Annotated in this window: 23 protein-coding genes and 1 pseudogene; 15 read left to right on the forward strand and 9 right to left on the reverse strand. The window is 60.9% G+C overall.

Annotated elements, in window-relative coordinates; all coding sequences use genetic code 11:
* The 3 genes from CFB24_RS19635 to CFB24_RS19645 all read left to right on the forward strand — a co-directional run bounded on the left by CFB24_RS19635 (position 1) and on the right by CFB24_RS19645 (position 4,210).
* Positions 1–1,395 carry an HlyD family type I secretion periplasmic adaptor subunit gene (locus CFB24_RS19635; RefSeq protein ID WP_158255326.1) on the forward strand — a complete coding sequence of 465 codons (1,395 nt, stop codon included), beginning with the start codon at positions 1–3 and terminating at the stop codon, positions 1,393–1,395.
* A gap of 29 nt (positions 1,396–1,424) precedes the next feature.
* The gene (locus CFB24_RS19640) at positions 1,425–2,801 is read left to right on the forward strand and encodes a TolC family outer membrane protein (RefSeq protein ID WP_088522335.1); all 1,377 of its coding nucleotides are present in this window, start codon (positions 1,425–1,427) and stop codon (positions 2,799–2,801) included.
* A gap of 200 nt (positions 2,802–3,001) precedes the next feature.
* Positions 3,002–4,210 (forward strand): acyltransferase family protein, encoded by a 1,209-nt coding sequence (locus tag CFB24_RS19645; protein WP_088522336.1) that lies wholly within the window; start codon positions 3,002–3,004, stop codon positions 4,208–4,210.
* Here CFB24_RS19645 and CFB24_RS19650 read toward each other — a convergent pair.
* Together CFB24_RS19650 and CFB24_RS19655 are read right to left on the reverse strand one after the other, a co-directional pair.
* Positions 4,207–5,241: a glycosyltransferase family 2 protein gene (locus CFB24_RS19650; RefSeq protein WP_176440465.1), complete on the reverse strand. Its 1,035-nt coding sequence runs from the start codon at positions 5,239–5,241 to the stop codon at positions 4,207–4,209. The two genes, CFB24_RS19645 and CFB24_RS19650, sit on opposite strands and share 4 nt — an antisense overlap.
* The gene (locus CFB24_RS19655) at positions 5,238–6,941 is read right to left on the reverse strand and encodes a glycosyltransferase family 2 protein (protein WP_170133763.1); all 1,704 of its coding nucleotides are present in this window, start codon (positions 6,939–6,941) and stop codon (positions 5,238–5,240) included. The genes CFB24_RS19650 and CFB24_RS19655 overlap by 4 nt, the downstream gene beginning before the upstream one ends.
* 18 nt (positions 6,942–6,959) lie before the next feature.
* Here CFB24_RS19655 and CFB24_RS23200 point away from each other — a divergent pair, with 18 nt between their 5' ends.
* The 5 genes from CFB24_RS23200 to CFB24_RS19675 all read left to right on the forward strand — a co-directional run bounded on the left by CFB24_RS23200 (position 6,960) and on the right by CFB24_RS19675 (position 12,624).
* Positions 6,960–7,448: a hypothetical protein gene (locus tag CFB24_RS23200; RefSeq protein WP_158255329.1), complete on the forward strand. Its 489-nt coding sequence runs from the start codon at positions 6,960–6,962 to the stop codon at positions 7,446–7,448.
* 367 nt (positions 7,449–7,815) lie between these two features.
* Positions 7,816–10,341 carry a glycoside hydrolase family 99-like domain-containing protein gene (locus tag CFB24_RS19660; protein WP_088522339.1) on the forward strand — a complete coding sequence of 842 codons (2,526 nt, stop codon included), beginning with the start codon at positions 7,816–7,818 and terminating at the stop codon, positions 10,339–10,341.
* A 25-nt stretch (positions 10,342–10,366) separates the two neighbouring features.
* On the forward strand, positions 10,367–11,494 hold the full coding sequence (locus CFB24_RS19665) for a glycosyltransferase family 4 protein (protein ID WP_158255331.1): 1,128 nt from the start codon (positions 10,367–10,369) through the stop codon (positions 11,492–11,494).
* 138 nt (positions 11,495–11,632) lie between these two features.
* Positions 11,633–12,307, forward strand: coding sequence for a ParA family protein (locus tag CFB24_RS19670; protein WP_088522341.1), 675 nt, complete (start codon positions 11,633–11,635; stop codon positions 12,305–12,307).
* Positions 12,304–12,624 (forward strand): stability/partitioning determinant, encoded by a 321-nt coding sequence (locus CFB24_RS19675; RefSeq protein ID WP_088522342.1) that lies wholly within the window; start codon positions 12,304–12,306, stop codon positions 12,622–12,624. The genes CFB24_RS19670 and CFB24_RS19675 overlap by 4 nt, the downstream gene beginning before the upstream one ends.
* A 153-nt stretch (positions 12,625–12,777) precedes the next feature.
* On the opposite strand, the gene CFB24_RS19680 is transcribed toward CFB24_RS19675, so the two are convergent.
* Entirely contained in the window at positions 12,778–13,032 is a 255-nt protein-coding gene (locus CFB24_RS19680; protein ID WP_425332131.1) for a helix-turn-helix domain-containing protein, read from the reverse strand.
* A 33-nt stretch (positions 13,033–13,065) separates the two neighbouring features.
* Positions 13,066–13,442 (reverse strand): annotated as a pseudogene (locus tag CFB24_RS19685) (IS66 family transposase); the annotation flags it as partial.
* Between CFB24_RS19685 and CFB24_RS24100 the strand changes: the two are divergent.
* From CFB24_RS24100 to CFB24_RS19715, 6 genes are all read left to right on the forward strand, one after another.
* On the forward strand, positions 13,390–13,539 hold the full coding sequence (locus CFB24_RS24100) for a helix-turn-helix domain-containing protein (RefSeq protein WP_088522343.1): 150 nt from the start codon (positions 13,390–13,392) through the stop codon (positions 13,537–13,539). The pseudogene CFB24_RS19685 and the gene CFB24_RS24100 overlap by 53 nt on opposite strands.
* Positions 13,540–13,633: 94 nt before the next feature.
* On the forward strand, positions 13,634–14,284 hold the full coding sequence (locus CFB24_RS19695; RefSeq protein WP_088522344.1) for a ParA family protein: 651 nt from the start codon (positions 13,634–13,636) through the stop codon (positions 14,282–14,284).
* Positions 14,265–14,567: a ribbon-helix-helix domain-containing protein gene (locus CFB24_RS22740; protein ID WP_141098517.1), complete on the forward strand. Its 303-nt coding sequence runs from the start codon at positions 14,265–14,267 to the stop codon at positions 14,565–14,567. Before CFB24_RS19695 ends, CFB24_RS22740 begins: the two co-directional genes overlap by 20 nt.
* A gap of 85 nt (positions 14,568–14,652) precedes the next feature.
* On the forward strand, positions 14,653–14,919 hold the full coding sequence (locus CFB24_RS19705) for a BrnT family toxin (RefSeq protein WP_088522346.1): 267 nt from the start codon (positions 14,653–14,655) through the stop codon (positions 14,917–14,919).
* A complete protein-coding gene (locus tag CFB24_RS19710) occupies positions 14,882–15,214 on the forward strand; it encodes a BrnA antitoxin family protein (protein WP_088522347.1) in 333 nt (110 codons plus the stop codon). Before CFB24_RS19705 ends, CFB24_RS19710 begins: the two co-directional genes overlap by 38 nt.
* A 321-nt stretch (positions 15,215–15,535) precedes the next feature.
* Positions 15,536–16,375, forward strand: a complete 840-nt coding sequence (locus CFB24_RS19715) for a hypothetical protein (protein ID WP_141098518.1) — start codon at positions 15,536–15,538, stop codon at positions 16,373–16,375.
* Between the two features lie 94 nt (positions 16,376–16,469).
* On the opposite strand, the gene CFB24_RS19720 is transcribed toward CFB24_RS19715, so the two are convergent.
* Positions 16,470–17,051: a recombinase family protein gene (locus CFB24_RS19720; RefSeq protein WP_088522349.1), complete on the reverse strand. Its 582-nt coding sequence runs from the start codon at positions 17,049–17,051 to the stop codon at positions 16,470–16,472.
* A 54-nt stretch (positions 17,052–17,105) separates the two neighbouring features.
* Here CFB24_RS19720 and CFB24_RS19725 point away from each other — a divergent pair, with 54 nt between their 5' ends.
* On the forward strand, positions 17,106–17,930 hold the full coding sequence (locus tag CFB24_RS19725; protein WP_088522350.1) for a J domain-containing protein: 825 nt from the start codon (positions 17,106–17,108) through the stop codon (positions 17,928–17,930).
* Between the two features lie 50 nt (positions 17,931–17,980).
* Here the strand turns inward: CFB24_RS19725 and CFB24_RS19730 are convergent, their stop codons facing one another.
* The 4 genes from CFB24_RS19730 to CFB24_RS23205 all read right to left on the reverse strand — a co-directional run.
* Positions 17,981–19,510, reverse strand: coding sequence for a methyltransferase regulatory domain-containing protein (locus tag CFB24_RS19730; RefSeq protein ID WP_088522351.1), 1,530 nt, complete (start codon positions 19,508–19,510; stop codon positions 17,981–17,983).
* A 139-nt stretch (positions 19,511–19,649) separates the two neighbouring features.
* Positions 19,650–22,907, reverse strand: a complete 3,258-nt coding sequence (locus CFB24_RS19735) for a DUF4214 domain-containing protein (protein ID WP_088522352.1) — start codon at positions 22,905–22,907, stop codon at positions 19,650–19,652.
* 448 nt (positions 22,908–23,355) lie between these two features.
* Positions 23,356–24,624: a lipopolysaccharide biosynthesis protein gene (locus CFB24_RS19740; protein ID WP_141098519.1), complete on the reverse strand. Its 1,269-nt coding sequence runs from the start codon at positions 24,622–24,624 to the stop codon at positions 23,356–23,358.
* Positions 24,621–24,850: hypothetical protein (locus tag CFB24_RS23205; protein ID WP_210190745.1), on the reverse strand; the 230-nt coding region annotated here is incomplete at its 5' end. The genes CFB24_RS19740 and CFB24_RS23205, both read right to left, overlap by 4 nt.

The following is a 24,850-nucleotide window of genomic DNA, read 5'->3' on the forward strand; positions in this document are numbered from 1 at the left end:
ATGACCGCGAAAAAGCTGCTCGAAACCGTATCGTCCTGGGTGGAGCTTGGCCGGGAGATCGTCAACGCGAAGACCAGCGCGGCGCCCGAGAAGGACGGCAAGTCGCTGACGGATTGGCGGCCGATCGCTTTCGCCGGCTATACGGTGATCGGGATGACGTTCGGCGTCGCCGGGGTATGGGCGGCGGTCGCCAAGCTCGACAAGGCGGTGATGGCCAGCGGCTTCGTCGAAACGGAGATGAACCGCAAGACGATCCAGCATTTCGAAGGCGGCATCATCCGCGAAATCCTCGTCAAGGAAGGCGAGCACGTCGCCCAGGGACAGCCGCTGTTCCGCCTGCAAAGGATCCAGGCCGAGGCTTCGCGCGACACGGTCGTCAGCCAGCTCAATTCCGCGCTCGCGCTCGAAGCCCGTCTGCTCGCCGAGCGGGAGCAGAAAGAGTCGATCGTCTGGCCGGCGGAGCTCGCCAGCCAGAAGGACGATCCGAATCTGCCGCGCATCATGGCGGACCAGGCGCACCAGTTCTCCGAACGGCGCGCCTCGCTGGGCGGCCAGATCGACATTCTGGAGAAGCGCGTCGAGCAATTGGGCAAGCAGATCCAGGGCATCGCCATCGAGAAGGATTCGACGCAGAAGCAGGTCGCCTACATCAATCAGGAATTGGTCAATCTGCGCGAACTCGCGACCAAAAAGCTCGTGCCGCTGACCCGCGTGTTCTCGATGGAGCGCGAGAGAACGCGCCTGGAAGGCGTGATCGGCCAGTCGGACGCCGACACGGCCAAAGCGGAAAGCACGATCGGCGAAACGAAGCTGCAAATCCAGCAGGCGCGCCAGAAGTTTCAGGAAGAGGTCGCGAGCAACCTGCTCGACACGCGCCAGAAAGTCTCGGAACTGCAAGAACGCAAACGCGTGGCGCAGGATGTGCTCACCCGCGTCGACATCGCCACCCCGCGCTCCGGCACGGTGCAGAACCTGAAGGTTTTCACCATCGGCCAGGTCATCCGTTCGGGCGAACCGCTGCTGGATATCGTGCCCGACGACGAGCCGCTGATTGTCAGCGCGCAATTCTCGCCGACCGATATCGATATCGTTTACGCCGGCATGCAGGCGGAAATCCGCTTCCCGGCGTTCCACGCGCGCTCCATTCCCGTGATGATGGGCGAGCTGCGGTCGCTTTCGCATGATCGCCTGATGGATGAGATGACGCGCCAATATTATTTCCGCGGCGTGATCGCTCTCAACCGCGCCGACATTCCCGAAGACTATCGCGCCAGATTGCGCTCGGGCATGCCCGCCGAAGTGGTTGTCGCCGCCGGCGAGAGGACCGTCCTGAGCTACATCGTATCGCCCCTGACCGGTTCGTTGAGAAAAGCTCTGCGCGAGCCAAACGACTGATATTTTTAAGAAGTTTCGGGGTAGCGTCGATGCGTGGCCGTAAGATCTCCTTGTCCTCTTTCGCCATTTGCCTCAGCGCGATGCTGCACGGCGCGCCCGTGTGCGCCGATAGTTTGTCCGACGCGCTCGCCCGCGCCTATGTCTCCAATCCGCAACTCAGGGCGCAGCGCGCGGATACGCGGGCGACGGACGAGACCTTGCCGCAGGCGCTGGCGGGCTACCGGCCCAATGCGCTGGTCGCCGTCGATGGCGGGCTTCTGCGCGAGAATTACGCCGTACCGGGGCCGAGAGGCCAGAAGGTCAATTTGTCCTCGCACCCCGGCGGCGGCTACGTTCAGCTTTCGCAAAACGTGTTCAACGGGTTCCGGACGCAAAATCAGGTTCAGCTCGCGCAATCCCAGATCCTGTCTTCACGGGAATCCCTGAGATATACCGAACTGAGCGTGCTCGCGAACGCCGTCGCCGCTTATATGAACACCTTGCGCGACACGGCGATCTACCGGCTGCGGAGCAACAACGTTCGGGTTCTCGAACAGCAGGTCGAGGACACCAAGACGCGCCTCCGGTGCGGCGAGGTGACGCTCACCGATCTCGCGCAAGCGGAGGCGGCCCTGTCACAAGGCCGCGTCGATCAGACGGGCGCCCTCACCAATTTGAAAAGCAGCATCGCCAGTTACGTCCAGGTCATTGGCGACGAGCCAAAATCCCTGACGCCGGCGAAAACGCCGGCGGATCTCCTGCCGAAAACGCTCGATCTCGCTTATCAGTTGGCGGACGAGGATCATCCGCTTGTTCTTTCGGCGCGGCATAATGTCGATGTCGCGCATCAAGCCGTAAAAGTCTCCGAAGGACAATTGCTGCCCTCCGTCGACGTGAGCGCCAGAAGCGGTCCCCGCTACAATTACGCCAGCGTCGAAAAGCAAAAATATTACGACACGACGATTTCCGCCCAAATTTCCATCCCGCTGTACGATAGCGGGACCACCTATTCGGAAATCCGCCAGGCCAAGGAAAAATTGGGCCAGGCGGAAGCCGTCTCTGATCAATATCGCTATCAGGTCCACGCCTCGGTGGCGACGTCCTTCGCGGCCTGGGAAAATTCTCAGAAAATCATCGTCGACGCCGGACGGGAAGTGCAGCAATCCGAACGGGCGCTGGCCGGAATTCGCGAAGAAGCGCGATTGGGTCAGCGCACGACATTCGACGTGCTCTATGCGGAGCAGTCCCTGCTCAATGCGCGCATCACCTATGTCTCGGCGCAACACGACCGGACCATCGCCGCTTTCTCGCTGATCGCCTCGACCGGACGCCTGTCCGCGGAAACGCTTGGCCTCAATGTGCCGCTGTACAATGCCGCCGACCACTATGATCGGGTGAAGGACAAGTGGTTCGGCACAAATCCATGAGGGCGGCTTGAGCGTGTTGTTGTCCGAACGGGGACGAACAAGCCGTCGCCCATTCTGTGGCGAGGCTCGAAGATGGGTTTGTTTCCGCTCTTTAGTTTGGAGATATTCTTGTGATACAGTCGTAATTCGCCGAGGCTGTCTTCGACGCCGGCTCAAACCATGATGCGCCTGGCGCTATACAACCGTGAAGTTGAATTTAAATGAGACTCTATTCATTTGATTTTTTTCGCGGCGTCGCAATCCTTGGGGTTATCTTTCACCATTATATGGCCGGCCCCTTAAGTCAATTTATTTATTCTAAAACCCCTGACCATGAATTCATATTCAACCCTGTCGTCAACAGCGGTTGGCTGGGGGTGACGGCGCTTTTTGTCATCAGCGGCGCCGTTCTTTATAACGCAAAAATCATAGAGTCCGCGAAGTCGCTGTTTTCTTACTACAAACATCGCGCCATTCGCCTTTTGCCGCTTTATTTTATTGTTATTTTGACTTCGTTTTTATTGAACAACGATGATGTGCAGACCTTGGCCAAAAATATGTTCTGGCTCTTGTTCGGACTGCACGATTTGCGCCCCTCCCTGTGGATCCCGGACATGCTCTGGGTGTGCTGGTCGCTCGGCGTCGAGATCTTGTTTTCCATATTGTTGCCCGCCGTCATCTGGATGATGACGCGCCTGAATTTTGTCAGGACAATTCTGATATTTATCGCGTTCTGTTGGATTTACAGATTAGTCGCCGACCATATGTGGTTCGTGTTGAATCCGAATTATAAAAACCCGCTTATCAATCCTTTCATGGACAATATCGTCGGGAGAATCGATGATTTCATGATCGGCATGTATGCCGGCGCGATGATCCGCAAGAGGGAGGATTTTGATAAAAAAATATTTATATCTGCGATATTTATATTAATTATTTCAATATATGGCTGGGGCCTTGTGATTGAATCACACCGAAACTTATGGATTTCCGCTTTGGTTTCGACGCTGCATCTGACCATGGCGGGTTCGATCGCAGTGTTTCTGGTCGTCGCGGCGCGATCGAGCATCTTCAACAAACCAATCGCATCGCCATTGGTTTTTATGGGAACGATTTGTTATTCGGCTTATTTCATGCACGCGTTGTTGATGCGCTATTTTCAGACGTTCAACACAGAGATCCAGTGGTCGTTGCATCAGTCCATGTCGCGGGTGGCGATGACGTCGCTGACCGCTTTGGGGGTGACAATATTGGTTTCGACGATCACCTTTGTTTATATCGAAACGATGGGCATCAAGCATGTTCCGGCATGGGCGGCGACATTTCGTCAGCGGGTTCGGCAGGGCCTGCAGGCCGCAACAGCCTGGCGGCCGCCCCTGAGTTGGCTCGCAAGTGGACGCCTCCGGCGAATCCGGCTTGGTTCACGCTAGATGCAGCGCACGGTGACCATTTCCTCGCGGCCGGCGGTTTCGTAAGCGCCAAACCCTTGCAACAACTCGGATAAAGATGCGGGTTTCCCGCCGCATGGTCCCGTCAAAACAATGCGATCTGGCATGAGGTCTTGCAGCGGCGCGACCGCCAGCTTCGGCAAGCGGACGACGCTTCCAAAATGCCACAACCTGAACGCCAAGACGCCGGCCTGAAGTCCGGTGACGCCAAGAGACTCCGCCAGAGCTTCAATCGCGTTCGGGACGATGGCGTTGAGGTCGAGTTTTATAAAATCGTCCGCGATTTTCCGAGAAAGTTTCGGGTTTCTGGCTGCAACCGCGCGTGTGGGCGCTGGGGCATGATCGAAGACGCGTTCGATCAGGACTGGCTTGAAGAAGCGAATCCAACGGACCCAAAGGGCTTCATCCGCGCAATGCAGAGCTTCCGCCGCTTGCGGGTAGCCGCCGAGCAGGTTGAAAACATCCTTGCGGGCGAGAATGCCGCCGTGCGGAAACGGACAGCCGCCCTCGCAGAAGCAACGCAAGATCGCGGACCAACCGTCAGGCCTGATAGGATCGACCGGCGGATCCCCGTTTTCAAACACCAATGTCATCCCGGTTCCGAGAATTGACAAATCCGGATCCGCTGCAAAACGCGCCAATTGCGGGCCGATTTTGCCAGGAAGCCAGATGTCATCATCGTCGAGGCGGGCGATCAGGTCGTAGCGCGCTTCCGCAAGCCCCCGGTTGAGCGCCTGGACCAGCCCATTGCGTCGATATTGGCGCAGGCAGCGAATGTTCGCCTTAACGCCAAGCGGCGCCTCCGCCAGGAGGTCCGCGATCGGTTTGGGACTGCCGTCGTCTATGATGACGATCTCGTAGTCGCCGTCGAATTTCTGTTCGGCCACCGATAGGATCGCGGCGCGAAGCTGTTCAACGCGCCTGGGAGCGTCGAGCGGGATGTAGGACGGCATCAGCACGCTGAAGCGGCGGGCGTCACACGTCGCGAGCAATTGCGGGTCTCCCAAGGTCATGCCGTCGCTCCCAGCCATTCCGCTTCAAACAGGGCGCGTGCGGAGAGGATCCGTTCGGTCGACCGGTCATCGAGCGGAGGGCGGCGGTCGAAATTGAAGGCGAGCAGCGATTCATAAAAACTCGGCAGCCCCAAGTCTTTCGCGGCTTTCCGGCCATTGTCGCAACAGATCTGGTGGCAGGTTTCGAACAGATCGGGGAATTTCTTTTGCTCTGTGTTGCCGTCGGAAAAGATCCGAAACTCGGAGAGCGTTTCGAACAGCGGCGCGAACCGGAGTCCCTTGCGCAGCAGGGCGATCAAAAAATCCCAATCTTCAAGATATTCCATGTTTTCGGCGAAGCGAACGTCCGAGCGCAGCAACGCTTCCGTCCGCAACGCGAAACAGCTGTTTGTGATGAAATTGCTGGCGACGAGACAGGCTGCGGGGAAAAGCTCCGGTCCCATCTCATGTTCGCGCCAGGGCTCACGACGGTTCGCCTGCGAATAGACCAGATCGGCGCGGGCGAATTGCAGGGCGTCGGCGAGGCGTCGCGCGAAATTCGGATAGTAGATGTCATCGTCGTCCAGGAACGACACGAAGTCGAACCGATCCGCGTGGGCGCGGATATAATCCAGGCCGACATTGCACGGATAGCCGCGCAGGCGTCCGGGTTCGCCCGCGTGCAGCACGACGGCTTTCGAACCGAGCCGGGCGCAGAGGTCACGGACCTTTGCATAGGTCGCGCCGTCGCCATGCGCGACAACGATGGGCGTGACCGGAAATTGCTGCTGTTCGATCGACGCCAGGGTTTCCGCGAACAGATCCGGACGGCTCCCTTGGGAACGGACGATGGTCGCGCCGGTTCTGATGGGTCTGGCGCGGTCGATGTCGAGAACAGGCGGCGTCTTGGCGCGATCAACGTCGGCGCGGTTGGGCAGCATCCCGGTCAAATGCTGCGTCACCACGTTTTGCCAGGCGGTTTTATGCGCGCGGCGCCTCTCCCTGCTCCAGCGATAGCCATGGAGATACTCTGGGATGAGAAGAATATTCTCGTCCTTGGCGATGCGCAGAGCAAATTCATGGTCATAGGAGAGATCAAATCTCTCGTCGAAAAAGCCTTTGTCGGTGAAGAGATCGCGGCGAATGGCGTTCAGATGTCCGGCGATCATGCCGGCGCGGTGGATTTGGTTCGCGGACGCCTCATGCCTGCGATAGCGCAGAACGCCATTGTCTTCATCCATGTCGACGGCGCCCGCCGAGATGAAACGGCAGCGATCGAACGTCTTGATGTAATGTGTGAGAATAGTCAGCGCGTCGGGCAGGATCAAATCCTGGATGTCGATCGGCAGGATCCAGTCATGCCGAGCGGCTTTGAGCGCCATGTTGAGACCGGCGCTGACGCCTGTCTTTTGTTTGACGCCAATAATTCGCGTCCATTGCGCGATGGAGGCCGGCGCAAGCGCCATAAGCTCCGCATCGGAGGTGGACGGGTCGTTGTTGAGAATGATCCATTCCACTTTGTCGTCCGACCAGTCTTGAGCGACTTGGGCGATCGAGCGGGCCAGTTGCGCGAAACACGCCTTCGCCTGGAAAAATGAAACAAAAGAGAAGCTTGGATTTGGGGCGGATTTCCGAAACTCTGGTTGCGCGACCGCGCCCAGGGTGCGGTCGATCATTTCAAGATTGCACAGTCTGTAACTGATCCAATCGTCTGAAAGCATTGGATATTTTTTTGCAATGTGCGCAGAGTCTCGCTCGTATTTGAGCCGCGCCTGCGGCGCCAGTCCGACCGGCAGCGGCTCCTGAATGAAGCGACAGGACGCCGCGAGAGGTTGGGCGCCATACCACCCCGCGTTAAACAGGCCTTTCGCCTCCTTCGCTTGCAGAAAAGCGCTGGCGTATGCGACCTCGTTCTCGGCGGGCGGGCGGATCTGTTCGCGGGGCCGCGCGATTTCGGCGGCGGCGATGCGCCCCATGCGGTCGACGCGGCGGCGAACGGAACGCAGCAGTCTGACGACCGGCCAAGCGCCAGAGGCTCGCAATCTGTTGTAAAGGTCGACGATTTCGTCGAATGCGGCGCCATGTCTGTCCCGGTCCTGGCCGAGGCGGGCCGCGTCTTGCGCCAGGGCGCTGAGTCTCCCGGCCAATTCCTCGCGTTCCTTCATCAGGGAGTCGCGTTCGGCCGCAAGCGCGTTCCTTTCGCTTTGCAGGCGCGCGAGCTCGAATGAACTTGGCAAAGATGATTCCATGAAAGCGACGTCCAGCCCTTGCTTCTGAATAGTTTTGCGATTTTGCGCTGAAAATCTTCGTGCGTCACGCGCGCCGGCTCCGTTAAGCCAACGCCGCCAGTTGGCGCGGACGAGGACGCGATGGTAAGTCAGGCGGATTGGGGGAGCTGTTTTCCTTTCACCGCAACCGGCAAGTCAATCCATGAGCGAATCCCGACATCATTATAATGTCCAAAAACATTGAAGCGTGTGGAAGCAGAGAAAACATGAATCGGCGTTACGATAAGGCTATAGACCGCTGAAATGGAATCTGTGATTTGTCGGGAGTTGGCGCGGGTGTTTTATTGCGGACTGGGAGATTGACGCTATGGGGGAACGAGGGCGCGGCGATCTCGCAGAAACAGGCGGACAGGTTTCACCGGAGACTCCCAAGCTGGCGGCGCTGGCCTGGGCTTTGTCGCAAAATGTTGTCTTCGATTGGAAATATCCACGCAAATTGCGCGGCGTGAAAAAGCTTCTGTCGCTGTTGAGCGGCAAGCGCCGCGCCAGGATGCGGCGCGAACGACGTCAATATGCGATTTTGAAACGCTCGGCGTTGTTTTCGCCGCAATGGTATCTGGCGACCTATGACTTGGATGGCCGGAATTGGGATCCGATCCTCCACTATATCCGCCACGGCTGGCGAATGGACTATCAACCGGGGCCGCTGTTCGACGGCGCGCGCTATCGCGCCGTCAATCGCTGCGACGAGAACCCGCTTTGGCATTTCCTGGTGTTCGGCGCCTTCGCCGGCCGTTTCGAGGGGACGCCGTTCGAGCCTTTGTTCCTGACCTCGCCGCCGGCCGAAGCTCCGGCCGTCCAGGACAGCGCGCCTTCGCCCGAGGCTGCGCTCTGGAGCGGCTATGACCTTGTCTCCGGCTATGCTCATGAGGAGAGCGGGCGCAGCCCCGCCTTGCACGATCTCGCCTTTTGCCAGGCGATCGCGGACGACGATCTCATTGGCGCCATTGCGGCGCTCGATTTCTCGTCGCCTGAATCTTCCGCTCGGGCGCCGCGCGTTTCGATCGTCATTCCCTGTTTGAATCACCAGCGGCTGACGGCGGAATGTCTCGCCTCGATCCATCGGGCGGCCTCCGTCGATCTCGAGATCATTGTGGTCGACAATGGTTCGACCGATCCGCTCTATGCGGCGCTGGCGAGCCGACCTGGGCTAAAAGCGCTCCGGTTGGAAACGAACCAGGGCTATGGCCCGGCTTGCAACAAGGGCGCCGCGCTGGCGAGCGGCGAGTTCCTGTTCTTTCTCAACAATGACACGCAGATTGCGCCGGGGTGCCTTGAGGCGCTGCTTGAGGTTTTTCGCGAGGGGGGCGACGCCGTCGGCCTCGCCGGCCCCAAACTGGTGTCGTTCGACGGGCGCCTTCAGGAGGCCGGATGCCTGCTGAATCCCGACGGCACGGGCGCGCTGATCGGTTTCGGCGGCGATCCCGCCGCGCCGCGGTTCAACTATGCCCGGCCGTGCGATCATATTTCCGGGGCCGCCGTTCTGATGCGGCGGGCGCTGTTCGAGCAGCTCGGCGGCTTCGATCCGATCTTCGCGCCGGCCTATTGCGAGGATGCGGATCTGAGCCTGAAGATTCGCGCGCTCAAAAAACTGTTGATCTATGCGCCCGGCGCCGTCGTCGCCCATCATCTCAGCGCGACATCCAACAGCCAGGCCGGCAGTCAGGCCAATCTTTCAAAACGGCAGCGCATCGCGCGCAATCGCAACATTTTCGTCAAGCGCTGGGCCGGGCGCCTCGCCAACAACGACTTGCGCACCATTGCGCTTTACTTGCCGCAATATCATCCGGTGCCGGAAAACGATCTGTGGTGGGGCAAAGGTTTTACCGAATGGATGAATGTCACGAAGGCGCAGCCCAATTACGCCGGCCATAACCAGCCGCGCTATCCCGCCGATCTCGGCTATTACGACCTGCGCTTGACGGAAACCATGGTCGAGCAGGCCAAGCTTGCGGCGCGCTATGGGATCACGGGGTTTTGCTTTTATTATTACTGGTTCGGCGGCAAGCGCATGCTGGAGGCGCCGCTTGAGCAAATGCTCAAGACGGGAAAGCCGGACTTTCCGTTCTGTCTCTGCTGGGCCAACGAGAACTGGACGCGCCGGTGGGACGGCCGGGACCAGGACGTTCTGCTGCGCCAGGACTATTCCCGCGCGCATAATCAGGCGTTCATCGAAGACGTCAGCCGGTATTTCCGGTCAAAAACCTATATTCGCGTCAATGGCCGCCCGCTGCTGCTGATCTATCGGATTCAGGATCTGCCCGACCCGAAAGAATTGACGTCGCAGTGGCGCGACCATTGCCGGGAAATCGGGATTGGCGAAATCTGCATCGCCATGGTCGAAAGTTTTGATTTCGTGAGGACGCCGCAGCCGCCCGCCGATTATGGCTGCGATCTCGCGGTCGAATTCCCCGCCCATTTCGAGGGGCCGAAACGTGCTGTCGCGCCCACCAATCCGCAATGGACCGGCGAAATGCGCGATTATCGCGATCTCGCCAAGGCGTTCATGCAGCGCGAGGAGCCGGGATTCAAGCGTTTGCGGTCGGTGCTGGTCGGTTGGGACAATACGCCGCGTCGTCAGGACGGCAGCGTGGTCCTCGAACACGCCACGCCCGGCGCCTTTCAGGCCTGGCTCGAATGGTCGTATCGGCGGACGCTCGAACAGAATTATGGCGACGAGCGGATCGTCTTCATCAACGCCTGGAACGAGTGGTGCGAAGGCAGCTATCTCGAACCCGACCGCCACTTTGGCCACAGCTACCTCCAGGCGGTCCGGAACGCCTTGGAATCGACCAGAGCCGGAGGACATGCGTTTGTCGAAATCGCGGACTGAGAACGGGGGGGATCGCGATCTCCGCGTGCGCGTCGTCGGTCACCCCTTCGCGCCGATCGGCATGGGCGAGCATATCCGCTCGGTGTGGCGCGCGTTGCGCGAGGCCGGAATCGATGCGCAGATCGTCGATGTCCACGAGATGCAGCGAGATCCCGATCCCCGGCTGGTGGACGAACTGGCGCCGTATATCGCCAAAAATCTCGGCGATGGCGTCAACATCTTTTGCGTCAACGGCGACGAGGTCGAGCCGACGCTTCGCCTGCTCGGCCCCCGCCATGCGATGGCGCCGGGCAGCCGCAATGTCATCTATCCCGCCTGGGAGCTTGAGCTTTATCCGGAGTCATGGGCGCGGCAGTTGATGCGCTTCGATGAAATCTGGGCGGCTTCGGAATTCACGCGGAACGCGATCGCCGCGGCGGTGACGACGCCGGTCGCACATATGCCGCTGGCTTGCGAAGGGCGCCGCCGCGCGCTGCGTTCGCGCCGGCATTTCGGGATTGGCGAGAGCGCCTACGTCTTCCTGTTCGCCTTTGACTTCCTGTCCTATCTCGAGCGCAAGAACCCGTTCGCGGCGATCGAAGCCTTCCTGCTTCTGTTGCAAAGCCGGCCTTATGCGGATGTGCGCCTCGTCATCAAGACCAACAATTCCGAACATCGGCCGGACATGAAGGCGCGGTTCGACGCGGCGATCGCGCCCTTGCGCGACCGGGTCCAGGTGATCGACGGCACGTTGCGCGAGCCCGACATGATGGCGCTGCTGTGGCTGTGCGACGCGTTCCTGTCGTTGCACCGGTCCGAGGGCTTCGGTTTCGGGCTGGCCGAAGCGATGGCGTTGGGCAAGCCGGTGATCGCCACCGCCTATTCCGGCAATATGGATTTTTGCACCGACGAAACGGCGTTTTTGGTCCCCTATGACATGGTCGCCGTTCACGAGGGCGAGTATCCGTTCTGGGAGGGGCAGCAGTGGGCCGCCCCCGACGTCGCCGTCGCGGCGCAATGGATGGCGCAACTGGTCGACGATCCCGCCTCGGGTCGAGCCAGGGGCGACAAGGCGCGCGAGCGCCTGCTGGCGGACTTCAGCTATCTGGCGGTCGGGCAGGCTTATGCCGAGCGTCTGAGCCATCTATCGGTCGAGGGACAGCCTGCATCCTGACAGGGTTGCGCTGTCTGCGAAGCATCAAGCTTACAAAAAGCTAGCTGCTAGCTATTAATGAGCTGCTAGCAATTTATTATAAAATGGCTGTCATTTTATCAGCTTGTTGCAGGCAAGCAGCTAGCCATTGGAGAGGCCATGCCCGTCATCAGCTTTGTGTCGTCGAAGGGCGGCGTTGGAAAAACGACGAGCGCCGTTGTTCTGGCGGGCGAATTGGTTGCGTCCGGGCGCAGCGTCATCATGATCGACGCCGACCCCAATCACCCCCTGGTCTCCTGGGCGGGGCTGCAGCCCTTGCCGGCGGAATTGTCCGTCGTCGCCGACCAGTCCGCCGAGACCATCATCGACACCATCGAAGACGCCCGCGCCAAGGCCGATTTCGTGATTGTGGATCTCGAGGGCACCGCGACCGACCGCATCGGTTTTGCGATCGCCCGGTCGGATCTGGTCCTGGTTCCGTTGCAGGCGTCGGTGCTCGATGCGACGGAGGCGGTCAAGTCGATCAAGCTGATCCGGCAAATGAGCCGCGTCGCCGGGCGCGAGATTCCCTATCGGCTGTTTTTCTCCCGCATCGCCGCGGTGATCCGGGAGCGGACCGCCAAGGACATTGAGCAGCAATTCGCCGCCAACGGCGCCGCCGTCCTCGGGGCGGGGATCGTCGACCGGGCGGCTTTCCGGGCGATTTTCAGCCTTGGCGGAACCCTGCGCGCGATCGAAGCCAAGGACGTCGGCGGCCTGCAGGCCGCCAGGGACAACGCCCTCGCGTTCGCGCAAGGCGTCATCGAAACCTTGAAAAAGAAGGCGGCGGCATGATGGGGGATCGCGCGCAACTCAATTTCGATGACGACGACCTGTCGAGCCCTCCGCCGCCGAGCGTTCCCGTCGAAAAAATCCTTGAGGTCACCCGCAAGGCGGGTTTTCACGAAACGCCGAAATCGGCGCCCTCCGGGGAGGACCGGCCGCGCCGGACCCGGCTTAAGACGGGACGGGTCAAGCAATTCGCCACAAGGCTGCATCCCGACACCGTCGACGCGTTCCACGATTATGCCGACGCTCACAGGATCACCGTCGCTGAGACGTTGGAACGAGCGCTTGCTGCCCTGTTGGTTAAAGAAAAAGCTAGCAGGTAGCAATTTGCTCGCAGCTAACATTTAGCTAGCTGCTAGCATTATTCGCTCTGCGTGCTTCGGTCGTGTCCCTGGGCGTGGTGTAATTGAGGTCAGCTCAAGGTTTGTGATTTTTTGTACGCTACTTTGGACAAAGCGTGAACTTCGTTGCTTTGATCAACATGCGGGACCGGGTTCGGGGTTGAGCGCCGCATAGAGTGCGGTCTTTCCGATCTTGAGGCGCAGCGCCGCTTCGCGCACTGTCAGCCCTTTCGCCAAAAGCGACTTCGCACGCTCCAGCTTGTCCGGGGTCACCAAGGGTTTGCGGCCGCCGCGCATTCCACGCGCGGCGGCGGCTGCGAGACCGGGGCGCGTGCGTTCGCGGATAAGATCGCGTTCGAACTGGCCGAGGGGTACGCATCCGGCCGGCACCGCAGGTAGCCTCGGATTTGACCGTTTCAGCGATTACGCGGCGGCTGTTGCAGCGATCTGGCCGGCCTTCCAATTCCAGGGCAGCAGTTCGTCGATCTGCTTGGCTGGATGATCCGGCGGGCGCGCCAGGACATCGGCGAGCCACGCCTGAGGGTCGACATCGTTGAACTTGCAGGTCTCAATGAGCGTAAAGACGGCGGCGGCCCTGCATCCTCCGGCGTCCGAACCTGCGAAGATCCAATTCCGACGCCCGACGGCTATGCCCCTCAGGGCGCGTTCGGCGGCGTTATTGGTGAGGCAGATGCGGCCGTCGTCAAGGAAAGGGTGAACTCGACCCATCGCGACAGGCCGTAATTGATGTCCTTGGTAAGATCAGTCTTGGCCGAGAGTTTCGCGCGCTGTTCGGTCATCCGGCGCCGCGACGCAGGCGAGACGGTGCGCGAGATCGCGCGCAGCTACAATGTGAGCCACAGCACGATTTCGAGGCTTCAGGCGTGCGGCAGGTGAGGAACGCGCACAGGGCGACAGTTCACCCATTGTTAATGGTGTGCAACTAGACCATTATACGCTGATAAAATGATACCATTACAAGGGTGTGTCCATGCAGGTGATTGCTTTCGTGACACAAAAGGGAGGTAGCGGCAAAAGCACAACCGCTGCTTCCATAGCCGTGGCCGCTTTTCAGCAGGGTCGCCGGGTGTTCATGCTCGAATTGGATCGCCAAGGTACTTTGAGCGACTGGATTGAAAGCCGGGAAGCTGAGGAAGGCCCAGACTGCGAGCGGATCGACGCCACGGCCCTTGAAACGGCCCTTGCGACCCTGAAAGGGGCAAATTACGACCTCGTCGTAATCGACACCCCCGGCATTGATAGCCCAGGGGTCAATGCCGCCATGCGATCCGCGAATTTATGTCTAATTCCGTGTCGCCCGACGGCGACCGATCTACGCGGCTGCTTGCCGACTGTGCAAAGCTTAATCCGGCTTGAAAAGCCGTTCGCTTTCGTTCTGACGCAATGCCCGCCTCGATCCAATCGAGTTGAAGAAACGCGGGCTGGACTTGCCGCATTGGGGCTGATTGCTGAACCTCCCATCGTCAGCCGAGCAGATCATCAAGACGCCATGGCCGCAGGCATGGGCGTAACCGAATTTAACGAGGCGGGAGCTGCTGCTAACGAAATCAAGCAGCTTTGGATCTGGATTGAAAACAAGCTTGAGCCGAAGGGAAAGCGAAATGTCGTCAAAGCCGCGTAGAACTGTCTTATCCGGCATTGTGACGCCGCTCACCCGCGAGGCCTCGCATAGTGAGCCAGTCGTCCCTGCTATCGAGCAGGACGAACCCGCCCGTCGTCGCAGCGCGACTAAGGAGTCCACCAAACAGCAGACGCTTTATCTTCCGCCTGCGGTTCATGAGCAATTGCGTGAACTGGCGTTTTCGGAACGCGTGAAAATGCATGCGCTGATCATGGAAGGCTTGGACTCCGTGTTTCGAGCGCGCGGCCTGAAATCGATTGCCGACCTTACCAGGACAAGCTGATACAGTTATGATGGTATCATGGTATGGTGGCATCGTGGTAAAATGAGCTTCCTTGATATGTATATACAAAATGTGTACGCTCTAAATGTTCGAATGGGATGAAGCCAAGCGGCAGACGAACCTGGCGAAGCACAAGCTCGACTTTGTGGACGCGGTTTTGATGTTTGACGGAAGGGCGAGCGTAACTGCCCCTTCTAATTATCCCGTTGAGGCGCGGTTTGTGACAACCGCCATGATCCATGGGAAGTTCTATTCCCTCGTGTGGACATGGCGCGATCAAAGCCGTCGGATCATTTCGTTCAGGAGGGCGCGCGATGGCGAAGAAAGATCATATCGAGAGGCACACGGCTGATGAACTGCGCGCCAAGCAGGCGCGCGGCGAGAGTCAAAGCGATTGGGCGCGTGCCGCAGCAATGAGCGCAGACGAGGTTGAAAGCGTTATTGCCGAGGATAACGACGAGGCCGGTATGATTGTTGACTGGGCGCAAGCATCAGTCGAATTGCCGCAGCCAAAGGCGGTTCTCAACATGCGGGTTGACCGCGAGGTTATGGACTTCTTTCGCAGTCAGGGCCGGGGCTATCAGACGAAAATCAACGCGGTATTGCGTTCCTACGTCGAGCAGATGCGGCACCACGACAAACGTTGATACCATTACAGTGGTATCAGTGTGCGCCATTGTAATGGTCTAATTGCATTATGGTAATATGGCGGCACCGTGCCGTTTATTGCGTTGTTTATGGCCGGGCGAACAGCGCCAAGTTGCGGCAGCGGCCAAAACAGCTAGGATTCCGCTTCGACTCGCTGATTTGCGGTTGAGTCGACAACCAAAGGACAGACCCTAGAAAACACAAAACCCGCCTTGGAAGGCGGGCCGGTGTCCCGGCGAACCGGGGAAAATCTCAAGTTGTGGTGACCTGAGTTTCCCCAAAATCTAGATTGAAGTCAAGCGGAAGCATCGTTTCCGCTGATGAGATTTTTTGCGCCGGATTTCGGCCCTTTCCGAGCGGGCAACCCGAACGGAGAGACGATGACACGCGCACATGCCGCCGCAGTCCATTTGGCTGCGATCAGCGGCACAAAATCCCTATCCATGCTCGACGGAGCCGCTCGCACCATTTGGAGCGATTGGGCCGAGGGGAAGCTGACCGACGACCAGGCGGCGACGCTGGCCGAGATGCTGGAGCGCCGGAAGAAAGAGGTGCGCGGCGCCGACACGGTCGCCGCGCGCGCGCCAAATGTGAGCGCCGCGGCGAAGGCGCAGGGCCGGCCGAGCTATTTTCCGCCCAAGCGCAAGACGCCGGTTTCACAAAACCGGCGGGCGTCGATCGAGCGGCGGCGGCGGCTGGCCTGTTCCGGCCCGATGCCGCCGGCCCTGGCCTGCCTGTTCACAACCGGTGAACTCGCGGTGCTGCGGATCGTCGCCGACGAGGTGCGCGACCGTAAGCAATGCCGCCTCACCCTGGGCGAGATTTCCGCGCGCGCCGGCGTCGGGATCACGACCGCGCGCAACGCGCTGCGCTATGCGGCGCGCGAAGGTCTTGTGACCATTGAGGAGCGCCGGCGCGACAAGCGGCCGAACCTGTCCAATGTGGTGCGGATCGTTTCAAGGGAGTGGATGGTTTGGATCGCGCGCGGACGAAAGCAGACGGCGCGGTCGGCGTCAGCCGGGGGAGGGTGCAAAAAAGTAGAGTCCACGGATATTGCTTCTTCCAGAAGCCTATGTGGAGAACGTGTGAAACGCGTTCCACACTCTGAAATGCGCACCTCAAAATCACAGGAAATCGGATTGCGCACCCGACCCCAATAGGCGCGGCTTCGCCGCACAAGGCTTTCCGATAAGAAAGGGTGGAAACCGTTCGAACTCACGAAGGGAACGAAGAAGCACGTCTTTTTTCAACAGTCTAAAACCTTTCAGGCTTTTTGACCGCCCGCTCTTTCGAGATGAGACGGGAGATGGTTGAGCGGTGAATCTTGAAGATGCGGGCCATTTCGGCGGCGGATTTTCGGCCTGATCTGACGGCGTCCAGGATTTCCCGGCATTGTTCGGCGGTGAGTTTCGGCTTTCGACCGGGAACCCGGCCCTTTTCGCGCGCTTCATGCAGTCCGGCGCGGGTGCGTTCGCGGATCATTTCGCGTTCGAATTCGGCAAACGCGCCGAGCATGTGCATCATCATCCGGCCAGCGGGACCAGACGTGTCGATCGCTTCAGTCAGAGAGAGGAATTTGCCGCCGGCGGCCTCGATGCGCTCGAGGATGACGATCAGGTCTTTGAGCGAGCGCGACAGGCGATCGAGCTTCCACACCACCAGCGTGTCCCCGGCGCGAAATTGGTCGAGCAGTCGATGCAGCTCGGGCCGGTCCCACCGCCCGCCCGAGGCGGCTTCCTCGAACAATTTTTCGCATCCCGCCTGTTTGAGGGCGCGGATTTGCGCGGCGGTTTCCTGGGTCTCGGTTTTGGAAATGCGGGCGTAGCCGAGCAGCATGTGTGTTGCGTCTTCTGTTGCCAAATGCGATAAATTGGCAACAGGATTGCGCAAATGCAAGCCCTTGATGGGACAGGCGGGGCGAGGGAACGGCGCATTGTTGCGAAAACGACCGTTTATGCAGCGGGACCGCGCTGGAAACCCGCATCGGCTTCCGCGAAGATGCGCAAAATGTCTGTTCGCGGCGCAAGCCAACATGCGGGACCAAGCGTGAGCGATCTCTATGTCCTTCTGGGCGTTCAGCCCGACGCCAATCTCGCGGCGATCCGGCGCGCGTTTCGGAAAAAGGTGAGAAGTTGTCACCCCGACGGCGGGGGATCCGCCGAAGCGTTCCATGAACTCAAGACCGCCTATGACGTCCTGTCGGATCCGCTGCGCCGTCGCCGCTATGACGAAACCGGAGAAATAGGCGATCAAGCCTCGGGCGACCCGCGCCAGGCCAAGACGATCGAGATCCTGTCGGTCGCTTTTGATCAGGCCTTGCTCAAACTCAATGCGTCCGGCGCATGGCGGCCGTCCGATATCCTGCCGGCGACGGCAAGAATTTTGGCGTCGTCCCGATCCGATGCGGCGCGCCATCGACAGAGCTTTGAAGCAGCCCTTGAGCAGGCGAAGTCGTTCAAGGAGCGTTTTCGCAACGCCTCAGGTGAAAATCTGATGGAGATCGTCGTCGCGCGCCGGATCTCCGCATGTCTTCAGAAAATCGATTTGCTGGATGAGCATATCGAAATCATGGATGACGCTCTTAGGATCTTGATGTCCACGGATGTCACGCCGCAATTGCAAATTGGCGGCGAAACCGCGCCCCAAGACGCGCAAGCCGGACAGGCGAATATTTCGCCTCTGCTGGATATCAGTTCCTTGATCAAGTTCAGATGAACCGCGTGCAAAACCCTGCCCCTCCGCGAGAAGGGCAGGGCGCAAGCGTTTCAGGCGATCTGCAGCGCTTTCAAAATCGGCAGGTTCTTGTCGGCGAAGGTCTGCGCCTGCGCGCTGAGTTCGGCGAGATTCTCCTCGGCGGTTTCCAGGGCCTTGCCGTCCTTGACCAGTTTCTGGCCTTGCGCGCCAAGAATCTGCCAGGCGTGCTTCGCCCATTCGGCAGGCTGCTTCCTGTGCTGGGAGGCGCTCAACAGGAACAATTGCTGGAAGCGGTTGACCGCAAAGCCGCCGCCGGCGACCGGGCTGGCCAGGAAGCCGATGTCGTTGCCGCCCCGGGCCTTGTTGCAGAGATGGGCGTTGAGCCGGTCGGTCTGCTTCCTGACCTTGCCGATCACCGACTCGTCCTGCGCCAGCGCCAGATGGCCGGAGCTGGCCAGCACCATGGCGGCCTGTGTGACCTGCGCCAGACCGACGCCTTTGACCCCCTGTTCGATCTGGCCGAGGGTTCTGATCTTGTGGTCGGCCATCAGGTCGAGGATCGGGGCGTAAATGGCTTCGCTCATGTTGGCTTCGCCCACGGCGCCCTTGACCTTCAGCGAGACATCCGCGCGCGGGCTGGCCAGGACGACTCTTTGGGCGCGCAGCGCCTCGGCCTGCTCGAGGGCGTTGAGCCGCCGCGCCCCCTTCACCCAATAGTCGCGGCGGAACTGCTGGTTGACCATGAAGTCGCGCGTGGTCTCGCGGAACATGGCGTCGGGGATCTCCTTAAGGAAGGCCTGTTGCTCGGCCGTGAGGTTCACCGCGTCGATATGGTCGAGATAGTGCGCGGAGCCGGCATACTGAACCTTGGCGCCTTCCAGCCATTTGGCCATGGTGGCGAAGTGCATGGGATGCCAGTCGCGATTGAAATATTCGTGCGCCAGATAATGCCTGTTGTGCGCCTTCAACTGCTTCAGCCGCTCGCCCACCTGCGGGTTGGCGCGACTGAACAGGGGGTTGGAGGCCAGCAGCTTTTCGGCGAAATCGATGGCGCCGTCGATGCGGCTGACAATGCCCCGGCCTTCCGACCCCAGCACGTCCGCATGTTCGGTCATCAGATGGCGCATCGGCGCGAAGGCGGCCCAACCCGGCAGCGTGTTGTAGCTGATGTAGAGCACGCCCCCCACTTTGAGCTTCTTGCGGACGAAATCGACGATGACCTGGCGGTTTTCGTCGCTGATCCAGCTCCAGATGCCGTGCAGGCAGATGTAGTCGAAGTCGGGCAGATCGGGGCGGTTGGCGAAATCGGCGAAAGCGTCGTCATACAGCGCGGCCCCTGACCCCGAGGCGGCGGCGAGCTCCTGGGCGAAGCCGGCCTGGCTGGGGTTGAAATCGGCGCCATGCCATCGCGCCGGTCCGGCGGCGGCGTGAATGTTGGCGGAAAGGCCCTGGCCGAAGCCGAGTTCGCAGGCGGCGCCGATTTGCGGACAGACCAGCCCCTGGTTGAGAAGCGCAAGCTGCGCCTGCACCGGGTTCAGTTCGGCGTAATAGCCATAGGTATAGCCGATGTCGGCCACGTAACCGGCGGTCCAGTCGCTCATTGGTCGTCCTCCTGTTTGGCTCTTGTCCGCACGCGCCTTTTGTCCGACGCCTCACCCTTGAAATCAAAAATCCCGCCCCTTTTGAGGGGCGGGATCGAAGTTTACGGGATCTTCGAAGAGGATTTCTCCTCTTCTTTGGTTAGACCAGCGTGAGGGCGCCGGAGGTAGTGGCCGTCGCGACGAAGGTCGCCGTGCTCAGATCCACCAGACCCGTCAGCTTGACGACCGAGTCGCCGGCGTTCTGGAAGGTCGTAGCCGCGGAGTTGTCTTCCACGACATAAGTGTTGCCGTTGTATTGGAACCAACCCAACTTGGCGTTGGTGGAGCCGTCGCCAACCGTCGCCGCATCCAGGTAATCCTGGAAGACAGCCGTATCGGCGAGGGCAACCTTGGCGGATGTCCAGGCCGTCGTGCCGGAGATCTGGCCTGCATCGGTAAATACGATCTGCAGGCTGGCGTGGGCGTCGGTGATCGTGCTGTAGCTGTTGCCGTTAGCCGTCACACCCGCAAAGGTCACAACGTCCGCGCCGGTTCCGGTGGTGATGGTGTTGACGCCACTCAGTGTTGCGCTGCCCAAAGTCACGGTGTCCACGCCGGCACCGCCGGTATAGACGTTGTTGCCGATGGTCGCCGTGAAGGTGTTGGCGCCATCGCCCAGGCTGACGGTGTTGTTGCCCGTGGTCACCGTCACCGAGTCAGTGCCGGTCGCGGTGCTGTCGATGGCGTAGTTGCCAGTGTCGCCGGTCACCGTGTTGTTGGTGGCGCCGCCGCCAAGGTGGATGATGTCCGCCTTGCCGTTGGTCGCGGTGATGACGTCGGAGCCCGTGCCGCCGGTGTAGGTCACAGCGCCGCCAGTGGCCGCACTGAAGTCCACAGTATTGGTTCCGGTGGCGCTGCCCTTGATCGCCGCCGCCGCCGCCAGGGCGCCGGAGGTGAAGGTGAACCCGCCGAGGCTGATGCCGCTGGCGTCCAGGCTGGTCAGGGCCGTGTCGGTCGCGGTCAAGGTCAGGCCGGCGTTGCCGGCGACCGTGATGGCCTTTGCGCTGTTGCCCAGAACCGTCAGAGTGTCATTGAAGCCGCCGGTGGGCGTCGTCTGCGTGTCGGCCGTGGTGATGTTCAGGGTTTCGACGCCGGCGGCGGTGAGACCCGTGGTGGCAAAGGCGACGCCAGCGTTAGACCCGTCGGTCAGGGTGACGTTGAGCACGTCGCTGGAACCGGTGGCGGTGGCCAGGTTGGCGGTGTAGGCGGTGCCGGCGCCGGTCAGCACCAACGTGCCATTCGCCGCATAGTTGTTGAGCGTCAACCCGTTGCCGCCAGAAGCCGACACATAGTTGAGGTTGCCCAGAGCCGCCAGATCAATCGTCTGGTTCGTCGCGCCAGTCAGGGTCAGGTGCTCAAAACCGGTCACCACGGCGGCAAAGGCGGCGGAGCCGGAGGCGGTCGCCGCATTGGCGCCAGTCATCTGCAGCGTGTCGGTGCCATTGCCGGCAGAGATCGCAGCCGTCGGCAATGTGCCGTTGGTGAGGATCAGAGTGTCGTCGCCATCGCCGAGGGTCACGGCTTTGGTCGCGGCGGTGTTGGACAAGGTCACCTTGTCGGCGCCCGAACCGCCTTCATAGGTCGCCTTGCTGATGTCGACGGTCACAGTCATCGCGCCAGAGGTGGCGGAGGCGTTCACGTCCGTCACCGTGGAGCCGGAAAGGTCGGCGGTCAGGCCGGCGGAACCGGAGACGGCCACGGTCTTCAGGGCGCTCAGGCCAGCCGTGGAGGTCAGCGTCAGGCCCTTGGTTCCCGCCACCGTCAGGGCCGTCACGGCGCCTTCGGTGATGTTGGCCAGGGTCGAGTTGGCGCCGGTCGTGGTGACGTTCAACGTCGTGTAGACGTCGGCGTCATCCAGGGTGCCGCCGGTCAGGCCGTTGACCGTCAGACCGAGGGTCTTGTTGGTCGGCGTGGTCAGACCGCTGTTGTCGATGATGATGTTGCCGGAGCCGTTGGCCACGCTCAGGGTGGTCAGGGCGGTGTCGGCGATGCTCAGCGCGGTGTAGCCGCTGACGGAGGCGGCGGCGATCGTGCCGGCCGTGGTGGTGGAGCCGGCGTTGACGTCGTTGATGGCGACGGTGCTTTCGGCGACGCCCGCCACAGTGCCGGAGGCGGTCGCCGGCGCGGCGTTGTTCACGATGACGGCGGTGGTGTTGGCCGTGCCGGTCACGGTCACGGCGCCCATGGTCGTGGTCGTGTTGACCGCGTTGCCATTGGCCTGGGTGATGGTGACGGTGGCGCCGCCGTGGACGTCGATCGCGCCCATGGTGACGTTGCCGGTCGACGTGTTCGAGATCGTCACCGCGCCGGTCGGCGCCGTGGTCGTGCCAACCGTAATCGTGCCGGTGGTCGCGCCGGTCGCGGCGATATTGACGGAGGTTCCGCCGTCAACGGTGATGGCGCCGGCCGCCAGCGCCGTGTCCACGGCCTTCAGAGCAGTCTTGCTGCCCAGCGACAGGGTTTCGCCGCCAACGGAAACCACGTTCTCGGTGGTCAGGCCGGTCCAAGCCGAGGTGTCGGCGGCCACGGTGCTCGAGCTGGTCAGGTTGGCGGTCTGGATGTTCTTGACGGTGGTGCTGGCCGTCAGAGAGATGCCCGCCGTTTGCGAGGCATTGAGGGTGTTGACGCCGGCGCCGCCGTCGATCGAGTCCAGGGGGGTCAAAGTGGCCACGCCGCCCGCGCCCTTGGTGGCGTCGAAGAGATCGTTGCCGTTGCCGCCGGTGAAGGCCGAGCCGCTGTCAATGCCGGTGGTGAGCGTGAAGGTCTGCGCCACCTGGGTGTTGAGCGTGAACAGCGTGCCGCCCGACGGAGGCGTGCCGGCGCCGAGCAGGCTCTGGTAAGCCGAAATGCCGGAGGAGACGCCATTGGCGAATTCAGTGGAGTTCACGCAGAGCGCAAGGGCGTTGGCCACGCTCATGCCGGAGCCGACCCAGTTGGCCACTTCCCCAGCCGTCGGAGCGCGGTTCAGGAAGTTGTTGTAGAATTGGGTGATCACCGCGGTGTTGATCGTGGCGGAGCCGTCAACGCCGAAAATAGCTTGGAATTCAGTGCCATAGGCGAACTGGCTCACCATCCAGCTGAACGAATTCGGGTTGTGCGCGAGATGGTCGACCCACACGTTCAGGCCGTCGGTGTCTGGCAAGCGGCCGAAGGCGGCCTGATAAAGACGGATGATCGGGTTGGTGATGTTCTGAACGAAGGGTTCGGACTCGAGCGCGGTGTAGACCTGAGCCATGGTCAACGTGCCGTTGTTCAGGCCGGCGTTGTAGACCGCGAGGCTGGCCGCATCCAGCGTGGCGTTCGCTTGGCCAGAGATCGCCGACCAGGCGGCGTTCAGGTTCGGTGTGTAATCAGCCATAGGGCAACCTCAAATTCGTGATGGGTCGTTGGGCGCAGAGCTCCCGAATCAACCGGAACAATCGGCGAGAGCGCAACCATAGCGTGTGTACAGGAAATCATATACTCAGCCAAGCGCTTTTTGGCTTTCCTAAGGCGGTAAGGCCGTCCGAACCCCCTCGGCCGGGGCGCCTTCTCCCTGCGGAAATATCTTCATAAGATATTGTTTTATAATCATTAGTTCTCGGGGGTGTCGCGTCGGCTTCTCAGGCGGCGCGCGCGGGGCGCGGCGATGGACTCCGTATTTCCCGGCCCCGATTCAGGGCGATGTGACACAAATGTGTTCAGATCGCGCGCGCCCTCAATACACGCATGACGTGCGTAAATCAGCGGCGGCCAGAAGGGTTGAAATCGTTCGATTTATCGCGCGCAAGGCGCCGCGCGGCGCCGGGGTTTCCGGCCGTCGTCGCTCAGCCGGCGTAGAAGAAAATTCTCTGCTCGCGGTCTTCATGGATGTGGCGCCAGCGCCAGATGAAAATGTAGACCGCGGCCAGAATGGAGGCCCAGCCCACGCCGGGCAGGCCGACCAGCGGGACCAGCACGGCGTTGCCGCCGACCGCCGGGATCAGGAACAACAGATTGCCCAGCCAGATCGCGCGGTCCTGATTGCGGGCGTACAGCACGAAATTGAGCATTTCCGAATTCAGGCGAATCCAGACGCCCAGCAGCATTAGCCAAAGCGTCGTGGCGCTGTCCATGATCAGGGGCCGCCCGGTATAAGAGCCCAGGATCGGAACCGCGATGGCGAACAGCAGCGCCATGCCGCCGCCGATCACCGCCATTTGCTGGATCGCCTGCCGCGCCTCACGCCGGAACATGTCCGTTTCGCCTTCTCTGTGCAGGGCGATCAGGCGCGGATAGGCGAAGGCCAGCACGCTGCTTTGCATCAGATTGCCCAGCGCGTTGGCGAAGGAAAAGAAGAAGGTGAGAACGCCGACGTCGTCGAGCGTGAGAAAGCGTTCAACCAGGAAGCGGTCGACGAACAAGCCGGCCGTGGCGCCTATGCCGCCCAGCCAGATCGGCCAGCATTTCTTGAGACCGCGCCGGATCCAGCCCCAATCCACGGGCCTGCGCAAGGCCTCGCCCCACGGCATCGCCCGCCACAGCACGAGATTCAGCGCGACGGCCAGCGTCGCGCCAATCAACCACGCCGACAGCACGACCTCCGCCGTGCGCAGGGAGGGATAGAGCCAGCCGAGCAGCACGACGGGAAACACGAACGCCGCCCGAATGAAGAAGATGACATTGGCCAGGAGCTGCTGGTTCATGGAATTGGCGTTGTCATACAACGCGCTGGCGTAGCCCTCCACGATCGTCAGCAGCACCGTGATCATGACGAGTTGGGGCGATATCGTAATCGTGTGGGTGATGACGCCGAGGATCGCCAATAAAATCAGCACGCCGTAATTGATCGAATACAGCAGCGCCTGATCGCGCATCTTGTGAAGCGCGGTCAGCGGCGTCGCGCCGACAACGTCTCGCGTCACAATATAGTCAAAACCCTGGCCCAGCACGGCGCGCAGCACCGTGACCACCCCGAACGCCAGCCCATAGACGCCCATATCGGCCAGCGACAAATATTTGCCCATGTAAAGCGTGAGCAAAAGTTTCGCGCCCAGCGGCAACAGACGCAAAAGCGTATTGGCCAGACGCGTCTTGGAGCTGGGACTCATCGTCATGCGCTGAATCGATCCGCAGCGTTCCCGCCGCCCAGCGTGTCATAGAAGGCGAGATGCGCCCGCGCCGCCTCGGCCCAGGATTGGGCGAGGGAAACGCCGATCGCGTCTGCGCGGCGGGCGAAGGCGGCGCGCACGGCGTCGGCGAACACGTCGGGATCCGCGTCGATCGGACAGAGCACGGTCGCGGGATTGTCGATCTTGGCTTTGAGGGCGGGCGAAAAGTCGA

Origin of the sequence: Rhodoblastus acidophilus (assembly GCF_900187365.1) — a bacterium.
GTDB classification, from domain to species: Bacteria; Pseudomonadota; Alphaproteobacteria; order Rhizobiales; family Beijerinckiaceae; genus Rhodoblastus; species Rhodoblastus acidophilus.